Raw genomic sequence first — 18605 nt, 5'->3', positions numbered from 1 at the left:
ATGAACGTTGGCTTACCAATCAACTCAGGACAGGATGACTTTGCCTTCAGTTTCAATGACCGGAAGAACATCGGTTTCTTCAGCAGTAACAGGACAGGTGTTGACCAGCTTTACAGCGCAACGCCAATCTGTGGCGTTGAGGCTATTGTAATGGTAAGGGATGCCAACACGGGCAAACCGCTGGCAAGCGCCAGGGTATCGATCCTTGATGAGAGGAACAATGTTATTGAGACCAGGACTGCAGATGCAGGAGGTAAGGTAGTTTACAATGTTGATTGTGACAGGGCCTATACCATCCAGGCCAGCATGACGGGTTATGAGCAGAACAGCTTCCCGATTGCCAAAACCCATGGTGGTGAGGTGAACGTTATGGCTGACCTGAAACCGATCGAGGAGATTATTGATAGAGAAGTAATTACCCTTAACGACATCTTCTTTGAATTTGATAAGAGCAACATCACCAAAGAGGCTGCCTTTGAGCTAGACAAGTTAGTAGAGGTAATGAAGAGCCATCCGGAGATGACGATCATGGTTAAGGCACACACCGATAACCGTGGTAGTGACCAGTACAACATGAACCTTTCTAACAGAAGGGCAAAATCTACTGTTCAGTATGTAATCTCCAAAGGCATTGCCAAGGAGCGCATCTCAGGACAGGGTTATGGTGAGAGCCAGCCACTTGTTGACTGTAAAGACAAATGTACAGAGGAAGAGCATGCTAAGAACAGACGCTCTGAGTTTGTAATCGTGAAAAAATAGAGGACTTAACAAACCACCAATAAAAAGCAGCCCAATGGGCTGCTTTTTTCATTTTATTTATTTGTAAATTAGTAGGATAAAAAATCATATTATGCTATCAGGAAAACAATTAAGGAAAGTAGCAATAGTAGGCTATAACAGAATTCCTTTTGCAAGACAAAACACGACTTATGCTAATGCCGGAAATAAGGACATGATGACAGCGGCATTAGGCGGATTAATTGACAAATACAACCTTGCAGGAAAGCAGTTGGGTGAAGTTGCCGGAGGTGCTGTTATAAAACATAGTTGGGAAATAAACCTAATGCGTGAATGTGTATTGGCCTCATCTCTTGACCCAAAAACTCCTGCGTGTGATATAGAACAGGCTTGTAATACCGGTATAGAATCGGCAGTGTATATAGCTAATAAAATAGCCTTAGGCCAATTGGATTGTGGTATCGCAGGAGGAGTAGACTCTACAAGTAATGTTCCTCTAGTCCTTAATGAACATATTCGTTCTATACTGTTATCTGTAAGGCGAAGCAAATCCACAATGGATAAAATAAAGAAACTGTTACAGATAAATTTAAAAGACTTTACCCCTATCGCCCCAATGAATATAGAGCCCGGAACGGGACTATCTATGGGCGGACATACAGAATACACGGCTAAATATTATAAAATATCAAGAGAAGATCAGGACCGGTTTTCTCTGGAAAGCCATCAAAAAATGGCTTCTGCTTTAGACAGGGGCTTTTTTGACGATATGATAACACCATATAAAGGATTGCTATTTGATAATAACATGCGAAGAGATAGTTCTATCGAAAAACTGGCCAAATTAAAACCAGCTTTCGATAAAGAGAACGGCAGCCTTACAGCAGGTAACTCTTCTCCCCTAACCGATGGCGCTTCATGTATATTACTTGCAAGTGAAGAATGGGCACAGCAAAACAACTTACCGATACTGGCTTATATAACTCATGCCGAAATAGCCGCTATAGAATACATTCAAAACAAACATAACCTGTTACTTTCTGCTATTTATGCTGCTCCAAAAATGTTGAAGAAAGCAGGAATGAAACTTCAGGATTTTGACTTTTATGAAATTCATGAGGCTTTTGCTGCGCAAGTATTGGCAACATTAAAAATTTGGGAAAGCCCTGAACTTACTAAAGAATTTGGTTTAGAAGAAAACCTTGGAGCTATAGACCGTTCTAAACTGAACGTTAACGGAAGTAGCCTCGCGGCAGGGCATCCTTTTGCAGCAACAGGAGGCCGAATACTGGCAACTATGGCAAAACTACTTAACGAAAAAGGTTCCGGTAAAGGATTTATATCTGTATGTGCTGCAGGCGGACAGGGAATAACAGTGATACTTGAAAAATAAAAAAAGCCGGTATAATCCGGCTCTTTTATTATTTGTTTTCCACGTATTCCTGCAGGGCACCCAAAAAGTGAGTCCATCCTCCATTGAAAGAATCTCTTGTAAAATCCTTGTGAGGAGGAAATGTTTCCAGTCCTTTATGGATTAATACAAGTTTGGTTTTATCACCTTCAGGAAAGAGTTCCCATGTAACATAAGACATCCCTTCCCTATCTTCATATTTCCAGCTGTAAGTAATCTTTTTACCTTCATCCACTTCAGTAACTTCGCAAAGATGTATATAATCGTCTTCTCCTTCACACCCTGCTGCGAATTGAAATTTGAATCCTACTCTTGGTTCAAAAGCTTCAAGGTCAAAATACCATTGCCTCATTTTGCTGACATCGGTAATAGCAGTCCATACCCTGTCTGCAGTAGCATTGTAAGTGCGTTCTAAAGTTAATGGTTTAGTTGTTGTTTCCATATTTATATTATTTAGCTTGTTCGTTTTCAAGAAAGCTGCCCAAAGCATCCAGTTTTTGATTCCAAAATTCTTTATAACGTTCTGTCCATTCTGCAACCTCTTTGAGTTTTTTCAGCTCGGCACGACAATATCGTTCCCTACCCTGTTGCTTTATAACAACAAGTCCGCATTCGGTAAGTATCTTAATATGCTTGGATATAGCAGGTCGGCTAATAGAAAAATTATCTGCCACGGCATTAAGGTTAAGCTCCTTTTTTGCCAGCATATTAATTATTTCCCTGCGCGTAGGATCGGCAATTGCCTGAAAAACATCTCTTCTCATTTATTACATTTATTTTTTAAATCTAAAGTCAAAAGCCCCTTTTCTTAAGTGTATTCCATATTCAAGCCAGGCTTTTAGGCAGGCCAAAAAATTAGCCCAGCCTTCTGTATTTTCTTTTAACCATTTTATACCTCCCTCATTATTTTCCATTCCTTTTTCGGTTATGGTAATTACGGTTGCATTTTCTTCATAAGGCTCAAGATTCATCTCAATAAGGGTTTTTATATCACCTATATCCCATCGATAAGAAATATACTTATCCTTCACTATCTTTCCTACCTCAACAGGAACATCAATATCCTTTATTTCAGGAAAGTGCCATATAAGGTTAATTCCCTCTTCCATCCTTCCTGTACTGTCGTTAATAAAATAATTTGACATTTGAACAGGATTAACTATCGCTTCATATACTTCAGATACAGGCTTTAAAACCTGTACAGCTGCTTTAATTTCAAGATTTTTTGATTCCATATAATTAATTTTGACTGATTTTAAGTAACCGATTGGTTACAAATATAAGAAACCTTTTGGTTACACAATGTAAAAGTTTAAATTTTTTACATTTGTGCAAATTAAAATCGATGCATCATCACTTTTTACTATATAAGCCTTTCGGTTACCTTAGTCAGTTTATCTATAATTTAAAACGTAACAAAAAACTTTTGGGAGAATTACATGATTTTCCTGAAGGTACAATGGCTATAGGCAGACTTGATGAGGATTCTGAAGGATTAATTATACTCACTACCGATGGTATGATGAGCGAAATTGTTAGAAGTAAGAAAGTTGAAAAGGAATATTATGCACAGGTTGATGGCGATATAACTGATGAATCGGTTCAACAGTTACAAAACGGTGTGGAAATTGGCTTTAAGGGTAAAAAGTATATTACACTACCCTGCAAAGCATTTAAGATAAATGGTGTTCCTGATTTACCCGAAAGAGGAAAGAAAATAAGAGATGAACGCCACGGCCCCACCTCGTGGGTTAGTATTACTGTTACTGAAGGTAAATTTAGGCAGGTACGAAAGATGACATCGGCTGTGGGGTTTCCAACATTACGATTAGTGAGAGTACGAATTGGTAATATTCAATTGGGCAATCTGCAACCGGGAGAAGCAATTGAGATTACAGAAATTAACGTGTAATCTATTTCCTGTTTTTAACAACTGTCATTTTTGTAAGTATTTTAGGAAAACTTTAAAATTATACTGTTCAAATTATCCTACTTTTAGGGTAACAAATGAACTCCCGGATAAAGAAATACCTGCGCAAGAGTATAAAGATTATACTTTGGATTATTGGCTCTGTAATAGGGCTATTCCTTCTTATTGTTTTGCTTTTACAAATACCTTATATTCAGAATAAAGTAAAAGATAAAGCCATAACCTATTTGGAAAACAAAATAGGTACTGAAGTTAAACTCGATAAAATTGAAATTGGACTTTCTAAAAAAGTAATTCTTGAAGGTGTTTACTTTGAAAGCCAGCAGGGAGATACATTATTGGCGGGAGAAAAAGTAGCAGTAAACATAAGCTTGTTTAAACTGTTAAGCAATGAACTTGAAATAAACTCTGTAGACCTACAGGGTATAGTTGCCAATATAAGAAGAGATAAGGATTCAGTTTTTAATTTTGACTATATCATTAAAGCTTTCTCCAGTGATAAGCCGACAGATACTACTTCGGCTCCCATGAAAATATCGGTAAACAAAATTAACCTTGACCGGATAAGGGTAGTTTATAAAGATGATATCTCTAAAAATGACATCGCGGCAAACCTTACCCATTTTGATACCCGTTTCAAAAAATTTGATCTTGACAGCCTCGATTTTGACATCCCGGAAATAAACCTCGACGGACTAAAACTTACTCTTGAACAGGGTATGCTTGATGAAATAGCTAAAAGTTCGCAAAAAGTTACTGAAGAAGCCTCTAAACAACCTGATTTAAAGCTTAACTTAAAAGATATTAATATTGCCAATATTGATATTGGATACGATAATAAAGAGAGTAAACTTGATACTAAACTTGTTTTAAAGAAACTAAAAATTAAGGTTAATGAGGTGAACCTGAAAACCCAACTTATAGATTTAGAAGAGCTTCAGCTTAATGATGTTACAGGTCAGCTTGCATTGGGAAAATTTGAAAAACAGGTAAAAGAAAATCTACCTGAACAACCTGAAGCTGTAGCTTCAAGCAATTGGAAATTCAGGCTAAATAATACCAATATTAAAAATGTAGCCTTTAAGTTTGACGATAACAACTCTGCACCTGTTAACAAAGGGATTGATTATAAACACCTTGATATAAGTAACTTTAATCTTGAGGCTGAAAATCTGGCTTATGCTACAGACAGTATCTCGGGCAATATAGATGCATTTACAGTAACAGATAAAAGCGGAGTAGACATCCAGAAGCTTACAGTAGACTTTAAATACACAGATAAAGGGGCACAACTTAACAATCTGTATATCAAAACACCTCAAACTGAATTAAGAGATAAAATAATAGTGTCCTACCCTTCCATAGCTTCGTTAAGTGAGGATATAAATAAAATGACAGTAGATGCCAATTTAAAAGGAAGCCGAATAGGTTTTAAAGATATATTGCTGTTTGTGCCTACCCTTGCCGATACCAATCCGTTTAAAAGCGATCCTAACGGTATTATGTATATCAATAGTCAAATAAAAGGTAGCGTTGGTAATCTTACTATTCCTAATCTTGAAGTAAGAGGTATAGGTAACACAGTTATTGAGGCAAGTGGAAGGATAACCGGACTTCCTGATATCGAGAAGACTTACTTTGATATGGATATAAGGAAACTATATACCACTTCTGAAGATGTGGCCCTGTTTTTACCGGAAGGTACACTACCCGACAATATACAGTTGCCTGAACAATTAGCCGCAAAAGTAAAATTTAAGGGTACTATAGAAAACTTCAGTACCGATTTTAACCTCAACAGCAGTTACGGGAAAGCTAATGTAAAGGCTGTTTTTGACCGAAGGGTTAAAGACGCAGAGACATATGATGCCGATGCAGTCTTTACCGATTTTGATTTGGGCAGTCTTTTAAAGAACGATTCCATTGGTAAAATAAGTCTTAAAGCTAAAGTTAAAGGAAAAGGACTTAATCCTCAAACAGCCAATGCTAAAGTAAATGCAAACCTAATCTCAGCAGAATATAACAGCTACATCTATAAAGACCTTGTAGTAGACGGTACAATTAATAACGGACAGTTTGATGCTACCGCCTCTATGGACGACCCGAATATTGATTTTGATTTGGTAGCCAATGGCGGATTTAACGGTAAATATCCTAAAGGGACAATTAAGCTGAATGCCGATTTAATAGACCTCAACAAACTAAACCTCCATGCAGGTCCGCTTAAAATGCGTGGTAATATAGATGCTGATATAACCGACTCAAATCCTGCTAACCTAAACGGTTCGGTAGTCGTGTATAATTTCATGTTTGCCACTCCTAAAAACGAAATAATACTCGATACCATAAAAGCATTTGCAGTATCAACTCCGGAAAGGGACTCTATTTCCCTACATTCCCAAATTGTAGATGCATCACTTGTAGGTAAATACAATCTGGCAGAGCTAAGTACAGCAATAAAAAAAACCGTATCAAAATACTATGATATTACATTAGGGGAAGAAAAACCGGTTGCCGAAGAACAGTATTTCGATTTTAATATGAGGATAGATAACGATCCTATTATCTATCAACTTGTGCCGGAGATAACAAGAATTGAGCCTATTGAGCTCAAAGGTTCTTATAACAGTACAAAGGATAGTCTTGTTGTAAAAGGCTCTATACCACGACTTGTATATGGTGCCAATACCATTTCCGGTGGAAATATTGACATCTCAACACAAAAAGACAGTTTAACATATAGTGTGGTTATTGACGAAGTTCAAAACGAACAGTTCGTATTGCCACACACCAGCATAACAGGTAACTTAAAAGACAATACCCTTACTTACAGATTACAGGTATTAGACCGTAAAGATGAAGAACATTATCTGGTTGCCGGCGAACTGCGCTCTAAAGAAAACAATACAGAAATATCTCTTTATCCTGAAGGTTTAAAGCTGAATTATGAAACCTGGAATGTTGCTGAGGATAATGTTATCCGTTTAGGTAAAGATGGTATATATGCCAATAATTTTGAATTAACCAATGAGGGAAGTACTATTAAGCTACAGTCTCAGGAAGATGTACCTAACTCCCCTATTAATGTTGAACTTGATGACTTTAAGATTGAGACATTTACCAACATGATTCAAAAAGAAGAGCTTAAATTAAGCGGTACATTAAACGGTGAGGCAGAACTTCGAGACCTAAATACCAATCCTGTGTTTACTTCAAACCTGAATATAGCAAACTTTGCGGTTAGTAAAGATACCATTGGTGATATTAAAATAAAGGTAGACAATACAGTTGCCAATACTTATACTGCCGATGTAAACATTACAGGAAACGGAAATGAGGTAAACCTGGACGGTACCTATACCTCAACTACAAAAAGTTTTGATCTTAATCTGGACATGCAAAAGCTTAATATGAGCAGTGTACAGGCATTTACTTTTGGACAGCTTAAAGATGGTAAAGGTTATCTTTCCGGTAATTTTACGGTTACAGGAACTGCAGATGCACCAAATGTAAACGGAAATCTTGATTTTAATGATATAGGCTTTAGGGTAACTCAGCTTAACTCCTATTTCAGTTCTATGAACGATAACATCCGTTTTAGTGATAGCGGTATCAGCCTTAATAATTTCAGTATTGAGGATGAGGATAAAAACCTGATGATATTAAACGGGGATATAAACACAACCAACTATAAGGAATATGCCTTTAATATGACTGTAGATGCCGAAAACTTTAAAGCAGTAAGCTCTACAGAAAAGGATAACGATATATACTATGGTACTTTATATTTTGATACCCATTTAAACCTTACCGGAACTTTGGAAAACCCTGTTGTAGACGGTAACCTTAATATCGATGAGGATACCGATTTTACAGTAGTATTACCTCAGCCTGATCCGGGTATAGCAGACAGGGAAGGTATTGTAGAATTTGTAGATGAGGATAATGTAGAGTTACAACAACGTATTAAAATAGAGGAAACCGTAAACCAAAGTGATGTAACAGGTATTGATGTTGCTGTTGCCATACAGGTAAACAAAGAGGCAGAACTTAACCTTATAATCGATAAAGGTAATGGTGATTACCTTGAACTTAAAGGTGAGGCAAAACTAAACGGAGGTATAGACCCATCTGGTAAAACCACACTTACCGGACGTTATGAGTTTAGCGATGGTGCCTACAGGATGTCTTTCAACTTCCTGAAAAGAAAATTTGACATCCAGAAAAACAGCTATATTTTATGGACAGGATCCCCTACCGATGCGACTATAGATATTACGGCTGTTTATCAGGTAAAGGCTGCTCCTATCGATTTATTGGGCAATGAGCTTTCCACTGCATCACCTTCCATAAGGAATACGTATAAACAAAAGATTCCTTTCAATACTATACTTAAAATGAAGGGCGAGCTTTTAAGTCCGGAACTTTCATTTGATATCGTTCTTCCTGAAGGAAACTATGGGGTATCAACAAACATCATAAACAACACCCAAACAAAACTGGCTCAGTTAAGGCAACAGCCTTCTGATATGAATAAACAGGTATTTGCCCTGTTACTTTTAAATCACTTTATAAACGAGAATCCGTTCTCGAGTGAAGCCGGAACAAGTACAGAGGCTATTGCAAGGCAAAGTGTAAGCGAACTGCTTTCACAACAGCTGAACAACCTTACCAGCGATCTTATAAATGGCTTTGAGCTTAATTTTGACTTAGAGTCCACCGAAGACTACACAACAGGCCAACGTGAAAACCGTACAGATCTTAACGTTGGGGTTTCTAAACAACTTTTAAATGACAGGTTAAAAGTGACTGTAGGTAGTTCCTTTGGTATAGAAGGTCCGCAGCAGGCAAATGAGGAAACTACAAACATAGCCGGAGACGTATCCCTTGACTACCAGTTAACCAAAGACGGCCGCTATATGCTGAGGGCCTACAGAAAAGATGAATATCAGGTTGCTATACAGGGACAGGTAATTGAAACAGGGGTTTCTTTTATAATCACTATGGATTATAATAAGTTTAAAGAGCTTTTCCATACTACTGAAGAAGAGAAAGAAATAAAACGCAGGGAAAAAGAACTTAGACAACGCCAAAAAGAAGAGGAAAAACAGGAAGAGGAACGCGAAGCCCGTGAAGAAAGAGAAAGAAAAGCCGCTAAAAAAGAAAAAGAGAATAATGAAGATTAAGCCTAAATACTATCTTTTAACAGTACTACTGCTAATTATATACGGTTGTAGCAATACCCGTTATTTAAACGACGGAGAAATGCTTTATACAGGTGCCGAGGTAAAAGTGGAAGATACAGTAATGACTAGGCGTGAAAGAAAGGATATGGAGGCCAATATGGAAGAACTGGCAAGGCCTAAAACAAACAGAAAAATATTAGGGCTTAGGGTTAAACTATATATATACAACATTGCAGGTGAACCAAAAAAAGACAGCGGATTTAGGTACTGGTTACGTAATAAGGTTGGCGAACCTCCAGTACTCTTTAGTCAGGTGGATTTAGATTATAATGCTGATGTATTGCAAAACCATGCAGAAAACAACGGTTATTTTAAAGCACGTGTTTCGGCAGATTCAACTTCTTCAGGTAAGAAAAAAGTAGAGGCTGTTTATACAGTTACTCCTAAACAACAATACAAAATAAGGAATGTCATATTCCCTAGTGATTCTTCCCTAACACGATTAGACAGTGCAGTTGCTAAAACCAAGAGAAGGACAAGGTTAAGAAAAGGACGCCCTTATGATCTGGATGTTGTTAAGGATGAACGCGACAGGATAGATGAACGCCTAAAACAAAAAGGGTACTATTACTTTAACCCCGATTATATCCTTGTAAAGGTAGACAGTACTGTTGGAGACCATCAGGTTGATATGAGGGTAATCGTTAAAGACGAAGCTCCGGAAAAAGCTAAAAGGCAATATACCATAAACAATATTTATATATTCCCTAATTACTCGCTTAACGATACCAGAGATACAATTAACGTAAAAAATATAGTAAAGGACTCTGTACAGCAATACAAGGACTTTACCATAATAGATCCTCAAAATACATTTAAACCTATAATTTACGACAGGACATTATATTTCCATAAAGGAGATTTATACAACAGGACAGATCATAACCTATCCTTAAGCAGACTTATCAGTTTAGGTACGTTCCGATTTGTAAAGAATGAGTTCAGGGTGAGCGATAGCCTTGAAAATTCCCTTGATGCTTATTACTACCTTACCCCTATGCCTAAAAAGTCAATTCGTACTGAGCTTTCGGCTAAAACCAATTCGGCTAACTACACTGGTTCCGATCTAACAGTTAACTGGAGTAACCGTAATACCTTTAGAGCTGCAGAGCTTCTTTCACTTTCTGTTTACGGCGGATTTGAAGTACAAATGGCAGGACAAAATAAAGGTTATAATGTTTACAGGGTGGGTAGCGAGGTTAGCCTAGTGTGGCCAAGGTTTATCACGCCGTTCAGAGTAGAGGCTCCCAGTGCTTTTGTACCAAAAACCAGGGCTCTTGTTAACTATGAGTTTCAAAAAAGGATTCATCTTTATGCTTTAAACTCCTTTAAGGCACAATTCAGTTATTTATGGAAAGAATCTACGACCAAAGAACACCTTCTTAATGTTTTTGATGTTAACTATGTGAGTCCAAACAGCGTTTCTGATGAATATCAGCAAATGGCAAATAACAATCCAAGTATACAAAGAGTTATTGACAAGCAGTTTATTTTTGGACCGTCTTACTCCTATACATTTACAAACACCATGCGTAAATACAAAAGACATACGGTTTATTATAAAGGCTCTTTAGAACTTGCAGGGACAATATTCGGTTTGGCTGGTGGCGCTAATGTTAAAAAAGGCGACACTATTACTTTCCTTAATGTACCTTTTAGCCAGTATGCAAAAACAGAACATGAATTTAGGTATTTTATGCGTTTAGGACGCGATTCTAAAATTGCTACCAGAGCTATAGTAGGTATTGGTGTGCCTTATGGTAATTCCTCTGAGTTGCCTTATGTAAAGCAATTCTTCTCTGGTGGTACAAACAGTTTACGTGCCTTTAGGGCAAGATCTGTTGGTCCTGGTAGTTATTATCCCGAAGATATTGACCCTAACTCTTTTGTACCGGATGAGTCAGGAGATATTAAACTGGAGCTAAATGCTGAATACAGGGCAAAGCTATACAGTGTAATTCATGGTGCCGTTTTTGTAGACGCCGGTAACGTATGGCTTTGGAACAGTAATGAAGAGAATCCAGGAGGTAAGTTTACTTCCGATTTTATGAGCCAACTAGCTGTAGGTACAGGTTTGGGATTACGCCTTGATCTCGACTTTTTGGTACTGCGTTTAGACGGGGCTTTCCCTATACGTAAACCATGGCTACCGGCAGGCAATCGTTGGGTTATTGATGATGTGGATTTTGGCAGTAAAACATGGCGTAAGGATAATTTAGTATTTAACCTTGCCATTGGGTATCCTTTCTAATTTTATATATTTGGAAAGTAAACCAATGCCTAATCATGAAAAAGCTCCTTAAAGTCTTAGTCTGCTTAATTTCATTTATTTCTTCCTCTCAGGAAGCAGAACACTTTAAAACTTCCGATTTTAATGTGGCTATCTTCCCTGCAGAGTATGAAGACCTGTTACCACCAAACAGGTTTACCCCTTCTCATGAACAGGTTATAACAGCCGAAAAAGTATTGAAAACCAAACTGGAAAAATTAAATTATCTGCTAACCAATCAGTCTTCTTCACCGGTTATTCATAAAAACCTGAATAAATATCTTAGACAGTATTTTGGTTATATAAATGAAAAGGGGCAACATATACTGCTTATTAATTGCTTTTGGAAAAATGCAGACCAGTCTGATAAAAAATACTGGCTCAATGGCAGGATTAGTGTGTTGGACGGGGGAAGCTTTTACTGGAATGTAAAATATAACCTTGATACAGGAGAATTGTTTGATCTTGAGGTTAACGGATATGCATAAAATATAAACAAATATAAATGGATAACATTATTACCTACACTAAAAAGGCACCTATAGCAAAAACTGTTTTCGCATATGCATTAATGCTTTTAGGACTTGTACAATTAGCTTCGGGCGGTATCGTTATAGGAGTGGTTTTAATAGCATTAGGTATAGGACTAAATACAAAATATGGTTCTGAAATAAACCTTTCTGCAAAACAGTACAGAACAATTAAGTCTGTTTTCGGAATAACTATAGGTAACTGGAAACCTCTTCCCGAATTTGAATATGTGTCTGTTTTCAGGACAAAGGAAAATCAGACAGTACGTGTAGTAACGGCTGAAGCTACCTCATCATCAGAAATAATACTGCTTAATTTATTTTATAACAGAAATAAGCATATTACTTTTTACAAGACAGATAATAAGGAAGATGCTTTTAAAGTGGCAGAACACTTTAAACTTGCTTTGGACATCGATATACTTGACGCAACAGAAAACGAAAAAAGGTGGCTATAATTATATAGTCACTTTTTTTATTTGATCGTATAATTATTCGTACCTATGAATTGTATCAATCAGCTATAAACCCTTTATTTATAAAGGAATGACAGATACATGACATCTAAATGTCGGGGTAAAGGCGAGGCGGATAGGATACTTTTGCTTCATAATTAAAAACAAAAATCATGAAGAATCAATCAATTGCCGAAAGATTAAAGTACCAGAGAAAAATCAAAGGATTGTCTCAGGAAGAACTATCCCTAAGAACAAATGTTACCGTGCGTACCATACAACGTATAGAGAGCGCAGAGGTAAATCCGCACCTTAATACCATTAAATTGCTTGCCGCTGCCTTAGATATTGAAGTTAATGATTTGCTTCCTTTAGATGACCCTAAGGAGGAAACCATAAAAAAGAAATGGCTGCTACTGATGCATGCCACTCCCCTTTTAGGACTTGTTATTCCGTTATGTAATGTGTTAGTCCCTCTTTTCCTTTGGATACATAAAAGGGAAGACAATCCTGTTTATGATGAACATGGCATAAAAATCATCAATTTCCAGATTTCAATATTAATATATGCTCTGTTATCATTTGTTGCCTTAATTACTGTAGAAGGTTTTGGGTTCTTTATATTTATACTTACCACACCTTTATGTATTGCAATAGTTATATTCAACGTAATCTACGTACTAAAAAAGGATAAATGCTATTACCCTTTATCCATTCCGTTTTTAAATTTCAAAAAAAACACAGCCTCTAAGGCAATTGTCCTTATTCTGCTTACGGCATTTGTTACAAGCTGTAATACTAAAAGTACCGATACTATTGAGCGCTTAGACGGAAGTACAATTTCAAAAGATTCTGTTACTTACAAAATTGACCATATTACAAAAGAAGCTCATGTAACAGGAATGGCTGTGGCAATTTTCAATAACAATCAAACAGTATACGAACATGTAACCGGATATAAGGATGCATCAAAAAAACTAATATTAACCGATTCGACCAATATTTATGGGGCATCACTTAGTAAAGCAGTGTTTGCAGTCTTAACCTTGAAAATGGTTGAAGACGGCATTATTGACCTTGATACTCCACTGGAAACTTACCTGCCTAAAAAGATTTATGAATACGAACCACAAACTAAATGGCATGATAATTATAATGATTTAAGATCAGACAGCCTTTATCATAAAATAACTGCCCGTATGTGCCTGGCCCATACCACCGGTTTTGCTAACTGGAGATTTTATGAGCCTGATATGAAACTAAAAGTACACGGCATCCCCGGAGCAGAATACTCTTATAGTGGTGAAGGTTTTGTTTACCTGCAGGTAGTATTAGAAAAGATTACCGGTAAAAACCTTGAAGAGTTGGTTCAGCAATATATTTTCAAACCATTAGAGATGAATCATTCTGCTTTTGAATGGAAACCTGAATTTGAAAATGATTTTGCTTACGGACATAATAAAGAAGAAAGTCTTTATGAGAAAGATAAGGACAATGAGCCAAGAGGAGCCAGTACAATGGAAACCACTTTTAGTGATTATATGAAGTTTTTAACCGCAGTATTCAACAACAAAATAATCAGTAAAGAATCTACAGCAGAAATGTTTCGCCCACAGGTAAAAATAAATTCCGTTACCCAATTTGGTGAAGGTGCCAAACTTACATCCAATAAGTATGATGATATAAAACTTAGCTACGGGCTTGGATGGGGTTATCTGGAAACGCCCTATGGAATCGGTCTTTTTAAAGGAGGTCACGGTGACGGATTCCAACACTACTCCATTATCTTTCCGCAATCCGGAAAAGGTATGTTGATTATGAGTAATTCTGATAATGCAGAGAGCATTTTTAAAGAACTGCTGGAATACGGCATTACCGATAAATACATACCATGGGAATGGTTTAAGTATATACCTTACAACTAATAAAAAAGGGAATAGTTAAGATATTCCCTTTTTATTTGTATAGTTAATTAATTGCTCCCTTCTTTTTATTGGGTCTTATAATCATTCGCAACGACTGATCCTGGGAGAAGTAAGCAATCATCCAGTTCCATGCTGTAGCAATCCTGTTACGGTAGCCTATAAGTGACATTAAGTGAATAAACAACCACATTAACCAGGCAATAAATCCTTTAAAGTGTAATTTAGGTTTTGGAATATCAACCACAGCTTTGTTTTTACCAATAATAGCCATAGAACCTTTATCGTTATAACTAAACGGTTTTAAGGCCTCTCCCTTAATCATTCTCTTAAAGTTTTTGGCTAACTGTTCCCCCTGTTGTATGGCTGTTTGTGCCAACTGCGGGTGGCCTTCAGGGAAATTAGGGTCGGTATGCATAATACAAGTGTCACCTATGGCATAAATATTATCCATTCCCTGCAATTTATTATGCTCATTAACAATCATACGCCTGCCACGTCCGTAGCTTTCCTGTGGTATACCTTCAAATACTCTTGAATATACTCCGGCTGCCCAAATAAGGTTTTTGGTAGTAATTGTTTCTCCGTTTGAAAAGTGAACCACATCATCTACATAATCGGTAACTCGGGTGTTAAGCTTAACAATAACCCCCAGTTTGGTCAAGGCATCATACGTATCCTTTTGAGATTTTTCACTCATTGGGCCTAACAGGCTTGGCCCGCCATCCACAAGATATATATTACTTACTGTTGTAGAAAGTTCCGGATACTCTTTACGTAAAATACCATTACGCATTTCGGCAAACATCCCCGATACCTCTACCCCTGTAGGCCCTCCTCCTGCTACTACAATGGTAAGATATTTTCGGCGCTCTTTGCTGTTTTTGCATATTGCTGCCTTTTCCATGCGCTGTAAAAGCTTATTACGCATTTCTATGGCATCATTAAGCGTTTTCATAGGGATGGCATTATTCTTTACGTTTTCCATCCCAAAATAGTTAGTCTCTGCCCCTGTGGCAAAAACAAGTTTGTCGTACTCCAACTCTCCATTGTGAAGTATCACTTTATTTTCGGAAGGACTTACGGAAAGGAATTCTCCCATACGGAATTGTATGTTCCCCTTTTTCCTGAATAACTTTCTGAAAGGATAACTGATACTGGACGGTTCAAGGTAAGCAGTAGCCACCTGATATATTAGCGGAGGAAAAAAGTTATAATTGTTTTTATCTACCAGTGTTACTTTAAAGTTGTTGTCTTTGGCTAGATTATTAGCAAGATTAATTCCTGCAAAACCACCACCTATTATTACAATCCTCATAGATGAATTTTTTAGTAAATATTTGATAATAAAGGGCTTTATAATAAGCTTAATTACACTATAAAGTTACTTTATAATTAGTTAGCAGCAATACTTAATACACTCTATTTGTAAGATTTATGAAAACTTTGGGTTTTTAAATTGTAAGCTTTAATTTACACTTAAAAAGTAAAAATATTGAACGAATATCCTTATAGTAATGTTAATATTATAGTATTTAATACTGGTGGTTTTTAATTTTAATATTCTAATCCCATCCCTATGATAGCATATTCGAAAAGACAACTCATTAAATCGTCCGGTAAAGTACTCAAAGATACCTTTACAGGTTTTATGAATGATAAAGGATTGAAGCTTAGCGCATCCTTATCTTATTATACTGTCTTTTCCTTGGCACCCCTGTTATTACTGATTATTTCGCTTACGGGAATCTTCTTTGGAAGGGAGGCCGTTGAAGGAAGGGTCTTTACCGAAATAAATGGTTTGATAGGCTCTAATGCCGCTTCACAAATACAGGAAATAATTCAGAACCTTGAACTATCGGGGAAAACAAATATTTCAATGATTATAGGAGCTGTTACTCTTGTTGTTGGAGCAACCACAGTATTTGGGGAAATACAGGATTCCATAAACATTATATGGAACCTAAAGGCAAAGCCAAAACGCGGGTGGTTAAAATTCTTAAAAACAAGATTACTTTCAGGGTCTATCATTATAGGATTAGGATTTTTACTTATCGTGTCTCTATTAATAAACGGGGTTTTATTAGCTTTAAACGATATACTTAAAGGTTATTTCCCTCAGGTAGCAGTTATATTCCTTAATGTTGCCGATATAGCTATAAACTTTGGTGTTATAACTGTTTTATTCGGAACAATATTTAAAGTATTACCGGATGCTAAAATAACATGGAAGGATGTGCGTGCCGGAGCATTCTTTACTGCCTGCTTATTTATGCTTGGACGATATCTTATAGGCTTATATATAGAAACTACAGCTGCAGGGTCACCTTACGGAGCTGCAGGGTCTATTATAGTAATACTTTTATGGGTGTATTTTTCGGCAGCTATTCTTTACATTGGCGCTGAATTTACGAAAGCTTATGCAGAGCATATTGGCGCAAAAATAAGGCCTGCGGAATATGCTGTATATGTTGAGGAAAAAGAGACCGAGAAGAATGTGAAAGTATTACCATTAGATTCCTATAGAAGTGGTGGTAATTTATATGTATAAATAAGTAAAGGCTTTCTCTTATAAGAAAAAGCCTTTGTTAACTAACCAACTATTAAGTGTATTTATACGTTTAGCCTGCCTTCACGGCTACCATCGTCTATAGATTTTCCTACTACTGCCCCGGCAGCCCATCTAAGCATAGTTATCATTTTTCCTTCTTTAGTATCCCAGTAATATGCTTCAGTTGGCTCAACTTTAATTATTGTTACATCCGGATCGTTTTTCCCTTCTTCAAACCAGGTTTTGGCAATAGGAGTCCAAACCTCTTCAATATGAGCTTTATCCTTATATATTACTGCCTTGCCAAATAAAGAAAGAAAATGCGCATCAGCATTTTTGGCAAACATAAGCTGAACCTCATTATCGTGTTTTATTTCAAAGTTCTTATTGCTTTTAGCTGAACTTATAAACCAAAGATTTCCTTTATCATCTACTTCCTGTAAACTCATAGGCCTTGTTGGTATTGGTCTTACCGAAAGCTCTGTACAAAACATACAAATCTTAATGTCTTCAGCCAGTTCTTTAATTTTGGCTATCGCCTCCTGTTGTGAAAGGTTTTCAAAATTTCCCATAATATTTCTTTTTTAAGCTGTTTTTTCAGATACCCAGTCAATCGCTTTTTGATACTCAGGTTTATGAAAACCTCTGTATTCACCCGGCATCACTTTACTAAAAGTATCAGTAAACTTAATTACCGTTTCAGAATCAGAAACTATGGCAGCCCTGTTCCACTTGGTAATATTGTTAATACCTAAAAGAGCATCCTGAAGCCAGGCACCCGCAGTAAAATCTTTTGGAGAATTATCAAGAAATAATAAGTAGTTTAGCTTACCTGTTTTATCTACAAGTTCAGCTACTTTTTGTTTTACGATATCAAAATCATCTTTTGTTACCTCTCCCGATGAGTGAAAACCAACCATATTAGATGGCAGGTTTGGAATTTGAGTAATCATAGCGTTGTTTTTTTTGTTTTACTCAAAGTTACCTCTTATAAAACAGGAGCTATGTTATTGATATCATAAACATTATAGAAAGTTATTATAAAACTACAGGGTTTTGACCATTATAAAATCTTCCATTAAATAACCATTGCCAATATTTATATCTTCCTGTCCTGTATTTACAAAACCTATGTTCTCATAAAAACCTACAGCCTTATTAAAACGGTTCACATTAAGGGAAATCTGTGCATTACCTTTTTCCTTTGCTATTGCAGATATTTCATCAATCATGGCACGGCCCACTCCTTTTCCCTGAGTTTGCGGAAGTACATATATTTTATGAATCTTGGTAACAGGTGTATTATTATAGTTAAGCTCGTAAGAAGCGAAGCCTAAATACCCACTTTCATCCTTTATGAGTATAAAATGATGCCCTTTTCTTTCAATCTGCTCATTATAAGCTTTTTGACTGTACATCATTTCAAACATATACTCTATTTGTTGCGGAGTAAGAATATTTTTATATGTTTGCGGCCATACATTTTCGGCCAGGGAGTGTATTAAATTAAAGTCGTTTAGGCCGGCTTTTATTATTTCCATATATGCTGTTAG

At 36.6% G+C, this 18605-nt stretch carries 16 protein-coding genes; 9 read left to right on the top strand and 7 right to left on the bottom strand.

What is annotated here, in order from left to right; translation table 11 throughout:
• Together FUA48_RS18550 and FUA48_RS13060 are read left to right on the top strand one after the other, a co-directional pair.
• A complete protein-coding gene (locus FUA48_RS18550) occupies positions 1-759 on the top strand; it encodes an OmpA family protein (protein ID WP_240732458.1) in 759 nt (252 codons plus the stop codon).
• 91 nt (positions 760-850) lie between these two features.
• Positions 851-2131 (top strand): acetyl-CoA C-acetyltransferase, encoded by a 1281-nt coding sequence (locus FUA48_RS13060; RefSeq protein ID WP_147583937.1) that lies wholly within the window; start codon positions 851-853, stop codon positions 2129-2131.
• A gap of 28 nt (positions 2132-2159) precedes the next feature.
• Here the strand turns inward: FUA48_RS13060 and FUA48_RS13055 are convergent, their stop codons facing one another.
• From FUA48_RS13055 to FUA48_RS13045, 3 genes are read right to left on the bottom strand one after another with little or no spacing between them, the layout of a single operon-like run.
• Entirely contained in the window at positions 2160-2591 is a 432-nt protein-coding gene (locus FUA48_RS13055; protein WP_147583936.1) for an SRPBCC family protein, read from the bottom strand.
• 7 nt (positions 2592-2598) lie between these two features.
• Positions 2599-2913, bottom strand: coding sequence for an ArsR/SmtB family transcription factor (locus FUA48_RS13050; protein WP_147583935.1), 315 nt, complete (start codon positions 2911-2913; stop codon positions 2599-2601).
• Between the two features lie 9 nt (positions 2914-2922).
• On the bottom strand, positions 2923-3384 hold the full coding sequence (locus tag FUA48_RS13045; RefSeq protein ID WP_147583934.1) for an SRPBCC domain-containing protein: 462 nt from the start codon (positions 3382-3384) through the stop codon (positions 2923-2925).
• A gap of 110 nt (positions 3385-3494) precedes the next feature.
• On the opposite strand from FUA48_RS13045, the gene FUA48_RS13040 reads away from it, so the two are divergent.
• The 6 genes from FUA48_RS13040 (at position 3495) to FUA48_RS13015 (ending at position 14504) form a co-directional block, all read left to right on the top strand.
• Positions 3495-4061, top strand: coding sequence for a pseudouridine synthase (locus tag FUA48_RS13040; protein WP_147583933.1), 567 nt, complete (start codon positions 3495-3497; stop codon positions 4059-4061).
• 95 nt (positions 4062-4156) lie between these two features.
• Positions 4157-9265: a translocation/assembly module TamB domain-containing protein gene (locus FUA48_RS13035; protein ID WP_147583932.1), complete on the top strand. Its 5109-nt coding sequence runs from the start codon at positions 4157-4159 to the stop codon at positions 9263-9265.
• Positions 9255-11576, top strand: a complete 2322-nt coding sequence (tamL, locus tag FUA48_RS13030; RefSeq protein WP_147583931.1) for a translocation and assembly module lipoprotein TamL — start codon at positions 9255-9257, stop codon at positions 11574-11576. Before FUA48_RS13035 ends, tamL begins: the two co-directional genes overlap by 11 nt.
• A 35-nt stretch (positions 11577-11611) precedes the next feature.
• Entirely contained in the window at positions 11612-12082 is a 471-nt protein-coding gene (locus FUA48_RS13025) for a hypothetical protein (RefSeq protein ID WP_147583930.1), read from the top strand.
• A gap of 17 nt (positions 12083-12099) precedes the next feature.
• A complete protein-coding gene (locus tag FUA48_RS13020; RefSeq protein ID WP_147583929.1) occupies positions 12100-12582 on the top strand; it encodes a hypothetical protein in 483 nt (160 codons plus the stop codon).
• Between the two features lie 170 nt (positions 12583-12752).
• Entirely contained in the window at positions 12753-14504 is a 1752-nt protein-coding gene (locus FUA48_RS13015) for a serine hydrolase (protein WP_147583928.1), read from the top strand.
• A gap of 43 nt (positions 14505-14547) precedes the next feature.
• On the opposite strand, the gene FUA48_RS13010 is transcribed toward FUA48_RS13015, so the two are convergent.
• On the bottom strand, positions 14548-15819 hold the full coding sequence (locus tag FUA48_RS13010; RefSeq protein WP_147583927.1) for an NAD(P)/FAD-dependent oxidoreductase: 1272 nt from the start codon (positions 15817-15819) through the stop codon (positions 14548-14550).
• Positions 15820-16080: 261 nt separating this feature from the next.
• Here FUA48_RS13010 and FUA48_RS13005 point away from each other — a divergent pair, with 261 nt between their 5' ends.
• A complete protein-coding gene (locus FUA48_RS13005; protein ID WP_147583926.1) occupies positions 16081-17052 on the top strand; it encodes a YihY/virulence factor BrkB family protein in 972 nt (323 codons plus the stop codon).
• Positions 17053-17114: 62 nt separating this feature from the next.
• On the opposite strand, the gene FUA48_RS13000 is transcribed toward FUA48_RS13005, so the two are convergent.
• The 3 genes from FUA48_RS13000 to FUA48_RS12990 all read right to left on the bottom strand — a co-directional run bounded on the left by FUA48_RS13000 (position 17115) and on the right by FUA48_RS12990 (position 18593).
• Positions 17115-17624, bottom strand: coding sequence for a pyridoxamine 5'-phosphate oxidase family protein (locus FUA48_RS13000; RefSeq protein ID WP_147583925.1), 510 nt, complete (start codon positions 17622-17624; stop codon positions 17115-17117).
• Between the two features lie 12 nt (positions 17625-17636).
• Positions 17637-18005, bottom strand: a complete 369-nt coding sequence (locus FUA48_RS12995; protein ID WP_147583924.1) for a SpoIIAA family protein — start codon at positions 18003-18005, stop codon at positions 17637-17639.
• A gap of 93 nt (positions 18006-18098) precedes the next feature.
• A complete protein-coding gene (locus FUA48_RS12990; protein WP_147583923.1) occupies positions 18099-18593 on the bottom strand; it encodes a GNAT family N-acetyltransferase in 495 nt (164 codons plus the stop codon).
• Positions 18594-18605: the final 12 nt, after the last annotated feature.

Source organism: Flavobacterium alkalisoli, from assembly GCF_008000935.1.
Taxonomy (GTDB): domain Bacteria; phylum Bacteroidota; class Bacteroidia; order Flavobacteriales; family Flavobacteriaceae; genus Flavobacterium; species Flavobacterium alkalisoli.
Note: the sequence above shows the minus strand (reverse complement) of the source record. Positions and strands in the feature narration are given on the sequence as shown.

Bases quoted from the DNA above. Each gene is read 5' to 3' on its own strand.
- FUA48_RS18550 (WP_240732458.1), top strand. From the start codon at position 1: ATGAACGTTGGCTTACCAATCAACTCAGGACAGGATGACTTTGCCTTC.
- FUA48_RS13060 (WP_147583937.1), top strand. From the start codon at position 851: ATGCTATCAGGAAAACAATTAAGGAAAGTAGCAATAGTAGGCTATAAC.
- FUA48_RS13055 (WP_147583936.1), bottom strand. From the start codon at position 2,591: ATGGAAACAACAACTAAACCATTAACTTTAGAACGCACTTACAATGCT.
- FUA48_RS13050 (WP_147583935.1), bottom strand. From the start codon at position 2,913: ATGAGAAGAGATGTTTTTCAGGCAATTGCCGATCCTACGCGCAGGGAA.
- FUA48_RS13045 (WP_147583934.1), bottom strand. From the start codon at position 3,384: ATGGAATCAAAAAATCTTGAAATTAAAGCAGCTGTACAGGTTTTAAAG.
- FUA48_RS13040 (WP_147583933.1), top strand. From the start codon at position 3,495: ATGCATCATCACTTTTTACTATATAAGCCTTTCGGTTACCTTAGTCAG.
- FUA48_RS13035 (WP_147583932.1), top strand. From the start codon at position 4,157: ATGAACTCCCGGATAAAGAAATACCTGCGCAAGAGTATAAAGATTATA.
- tamL (WP_147583931.1), top strand. From the start codon at position 9,255: ATGAAGATTAAGCCTAAATACTATCTTTTAACAGTACTACTGCTAATT.
- FUA48_RS13025 (WP_147583930.1), top strand. From the start codon at position 11,612: ATGAAAAAGCTCCTTAAAGTCTTAGTCTGCTTAATTTCATTTATTTCT.
- FUA48_RS13020 (WP_147583929.1), top strand. From the start codon at position 12,100: ATGGATAACATTATTACCTACACTAAAAAGGCACCTATAGCAAAAACT.
- FUA48_RS13015 (WP_147583928.1), top strand. From the start codon at position 12,753: ATGAAGAATCAATCAATTGCCGAAAGATTAAAGTACCAGAGAAAAATC.
- FUA48_RS13010 (WP_147583927.1), bottom strand. From the start codon at position 15,819: ATGAGGATTGTAATAATAGGTGGTGGTTTTGCAGGAATTAATCTTGCT.
- FUA48_RS13005 (WP_147583926.1), top strand. From the start codon at position 16,081: ATGATAGCATATTCGAAAAGACAACTCATTAAATCGTCCGGTAAAGTA.
- FUA48_RS13000 (WP_147583925.1), bottom strand. From the start codon at position 17,624: ATGGGAAATTTTGAAAACCTTTCACAACAGGAGGCGATAGCCAAAATT.
- FUA48_RS12995 (WP_147583924.1), bottom strand. From the start codon at position 18,005: ATGATTACTCAAATTCCAAACCTGCCATCTAATATGGTTGGTTTTCAC.
- FUA48_RS12990 (WP_147583923.1), bottom strand. From the start codon at position 18,593: ATGGAAATAATAAAAGCCGGCCTAAACGACTTTAATTTAATACACTCC.